Origin of the sequence: Mesorhizobium sp. M7A.F.Ca.CA.001.08.2.1 (assembly GCF_003998455.1) — a bacterium.
GTDB classification, from domain to species: domain Bacteria; phylum Pseudomonadota; class Alphaproteobacteria; order Rhizobiales; family Rhizobiaceae; genus Mesorhizobium; species Mesorhizobium ciceri.
This window is the reverse complement of the sequence record NZ_RZPW01000732.1, coordinates 1-3078: the sequence shown is the minus strand read 5'-3', so window position 1 is coordinate 3078 and position 3078 is coordinate 1. Positions and strand designations below refer to the sequence as shown.

Genomic DNA, 3078 nt, shown 5'->3' with positions numbered 1-3078 from the left:
AGATAGATGTCGGGCTGCAGATCCGAGAGGAACAGCCGACCCTTGTCATCGACCTTCAGCGACGCAAGCGTCCGGTCGCATTCCATGCCGCAATGGACCGGGCCCGTCTTGCCGTCCTCGGAAGCATGATTGCACCAGCCGCCGGCCCATTCAGGCGACTTGGCGCCGCGCACGGTGGTGGCGATGAAGGCATTGTAGGACGTGTCGGAATTCCCGGTCGGCTCCTCGTTCGGCCGGCTGACCGGATCATGGCCGTAGTAGAAGAAGATCCGCGCCACCTTCTGCTTCGGGTGCGCCTTGAGATGCGCCGCATCATAGACGCGGCCGAAACAGGCATCAGCGCCGTTCGGACTGAGTTCGGTAAGCTTCAGCGCATCGTCGGCGGAGGCCGATCCGGCAAGCGCGCCGAGCAGCACGGCGCAAAACCCGGCGCCGGCAACCGTCTTCCATTCCCCCAACCCAAACGCCCATTCCTTCAACGCCATGTGACCTCTCCTCCGCATCGAAAGGACGCAACGGCAATTTATGCTAGTATTGCGGCTGGAGTCACGCAATTCGCGGTCAGCCGCCAAGCGGAGGAGGATGCCATGCGCCGGCGCGATATGTTCCGCACGGTTCTTGCCGGAACCGGAACGCTTCTCGGTCTGCGGGCAGCACAGGCAGCCGCCACCGAGCCCACAAGGCAAAAAGTCGCCTACCACTTGAGCGACACCGACAAGGTCAATTTCGTGCTCGGCAACATCAAGAACCATTATGAAGGCACCGGCGGCAAGGTCGATATCGTGCTGGTCGTGCATGGTCCCGCGCTCGCGGCCTTCAAGTCGAAAGGCATATCGGCCGCGATTTCCGGGCGCTTCGCCGGCCTGGTGCAGCAGGGACTGGAACCCCACGCCTGCGCCAACACCATGCACGGCATGGACATCACACTCCCCGACCTGCTCGCCGGATTTCATGCAGCCGACAAGGGCGGCGTCGTCAAACTCGCCGAACTGCAAGGCCAGGGTTACGCCTATCTGCGTCCGTAGAGCGGTTTGTTTGACGCAAATCCCCCGGGGAAAGCGCTCACACTTTTCCTTGAATTGCTCCAAGGCTTGAACACCGGGGTGGCAAGGGCCTACGAAGGGCAGGCAGACATCCCGGAGGAAGAACCGTGCCAACCACCACACTCAGCATACCCGATCTTGCCGGCAAGGCAGTGCTGGTTACCGGTGCATCGACCGGCATCGGGGCGGCGCTCGCGCTGGCCTATGCAGCGCAGAAATGCAAGGTGGCGCTGCATTATAACTCGAGCCGCGACGCCGCCGAGAAGCTCGGCCTGACGATTGCCGACAAGGGCGGCGAGGTGTTTCTCGTCCAGGGCGATTTCTCCGTTGCCGCCGATGTCGAGCGCGTCGTCGAGGACAGTGCGCAATATTTCGGCCGCCTCGACGGGCTGGTCAACAATGCCGGCGGCATGCTCGGCCGCATCCCCTATGCCGAGCAGACCGAGGCGCATTACGATGCGGTGATGGACCTCAACGCCCGTTCGGTGCTGACTGCTTCGCGCAAGGCGATCCCGTGGCTGAAGAAACAGGGCGGCTTCATCGTCAACACCTCCTCGATCGCCGCCCGCAATGGTGCGGGCGGCGGCGCCGGGCTTTACGGCTCGGCCAAGGCTTTCGTCTCCAATGTGACGCGCGGCATGGCAAAGGAGCTGATCGGCTTCGGCATCCGCGTCAACGCGGTGGCGCCCGGCACCATTCTCACCCCGTTCCACGAGCGCTATTCGACCGACGAGCAGATCAAGGGCATGGTCGCCACCATTCCGCAGGGACGCGCCGGCACGGCGCAGGATTGCGTCGGCGCCTATCTGTTCCTCTCTTCCGACCTTCTCAGCGGCTACATCACCGGCCAGGTGATCGAGGTGAATGGCGGCCAGTTGATGCCTTGAACGGCTATCGGCATACTGGCGATCTGCACGCTCTTGTCGAAAACTTCAAAGGGAGACAACGGAATGTACGGACTGATCGGCAAGATGCGGGCGTCGCGCGGCCACCGCGACGCGGTCATGGATCTCCTGCGCGCCAGCACCGGCGCCCTGCCGGGCTGCCTGAGCTATATCATTGCCCGCGACCCCGCCGATGCCGACGCGATCTGGGTCACCGAAGTGTGGACCGACGCCGAAAGCCACAAGGCCTCGCTGCAGCTTCCCGAAGTCCAGGCGGCGATCGCCAAGGCGCGGCCGTTCATCGCCGGCTTTGAATTCCAAGTCGAGACCCACCCCGTCGGCGGCTTCGGCCTAGCCGACAGCAAGACGGGGTGAGTTCGATGCCAATTTTGAGGAGCAATCTTTGACGCAGACAGTAAACATTCGCGATGCGAAAGCTCATCTGTCGCGCCTTGTGAGACGTGCAGCCCAAGGCGAGTCGTTTGTTATTGCCAAAGCCGGCAAGCCGTTGGCCAGAATCGTGCCGATCGAACAGCCGGCGCTGCAGGCGCGACGGGTCGGTTTTATGGCCGGCCAGTTTTCCGTCCCCGACGATTTCGACCGCATGGGTCGCAATGAGATCGAGCAACGGTTCAACGCCGGCTTGTGAGACCTGTTACTCGACACCTGGGCGGGTGAGACAATCATTTTTCTGTGAATCGCGGTTCGCATTTTTCGCCCTGCGGGTCTAAGAGCGAAACATGGATTCCTCGGCCGAGCAGCCCTCCCCGGACCTGCCCACACTCGAGCGCATGGCGCGGATGCGCAAGCTCTGGCAGTGGCTTGCCCTGCTGGTTGTTTCCTTGCTGTTTGCCGGCGCGCTGGAACTCGCCGCCCTGCCGGCGGCGCTGCTGATCGGGCCGATGCTGGCCGCCATCGTCGCCGGCACCAATGGCGCCACGGTGCGCGTGCCGCGTCTTCTGTTCGGCGCCGCCCAGGCGATCGTCGGCTGCCTCGTCGCGGCGTCGATCTCGGCCGACATCTTTCCGGTCTTCTACAAGGAATGGCCGCTGTTTCTTGGCGTCGTGGTGGCGACCGTCACAGCCTCCAGCCTGCTCGGCTGGCTGATCAGCCGCTGGCGCATCCTGCCCGGCACCACCGCCGTCTGGGGC

The 3078-nt window shown here is 63.5% G+C and carries 5 protein-coding genes and 1 pseudogene; 5 read left to right on the top strand and 1 reads right to left on the bottom strand.

Features of this window, described 5'->3' with window-relative positions:
• Positions 1-485, bottom strand: a pseudogene (locus tag EN914_RS29880) (hypothetical protein); the annotation flags it as partial.
• A 102-nt stretch (positions 486-587) separates the two neighbouring features.
• On the opposite strand from EN914_RS29880, the gene EN914_RS29875 reads away from it, so the two are divergent.
• The 5 genes from EN914_RS29875 to EN914_RS29855 form a co-directional block, all read left to right on the top strand.
• The gene (locus tag EN914_RS29875; protein ID WP_013529935.1) at positions 588-1025 is read left to right on the top strand and encodes a DsrE family protein; all 438 of its coding nucleotides are present in this window, start codon (positions 588-590) and stop codon (positions 1023-1025) included.
• Positions 1026-1150: 125 nt separating this feature from the next.
• The gene (locus tag EN914_RS29870) at positions 1151-1930 is read left to right on the top strand and encodes an SDR family NAD(P)-dependent oxidoreductase (RefSeq protein ID WP_024504521.1); all 780 of its coding nucleotides are present in this window, start codon (positions 1151-1153) and stop codon (positions 1928-1930) included.
• A 63-nt stretch (positions 1931-1993) separates the two neighbouring features.
• Complete coding sequence (locus EN914_RS29865) at positions 1994-2302, top strand: putative quinol monooxygenase (protein ID WP_024504520.1); 309 nt, start codon at positions 1994-1996, stop codon at positions 2300-2302.
• Positions 2303-2330: 28 nt separating this feature from the next.
• Positions 2331-2576 carry a type II toxin-antitoxin system Phd/YefM family antitoxin gene (locus EN914_RS29860; protein ID WP_024504519.1) on the top strand — a complete coding sequence of 82 codons (246 nt, stop codon included), beginning with the start codon at positions 2331-2333 and terminating at the stop codon, positions 2574-2576.
• Between the two features lie 91 nt (positions 2577-2667).
• On the top strand, positions 2668-3078 hold a 411-nt coding region (locus EN914_RS29855), incomplete at its 3' end, for an AbrB family transcriptional regulator (RefSeq protein ID WP_206527272.1).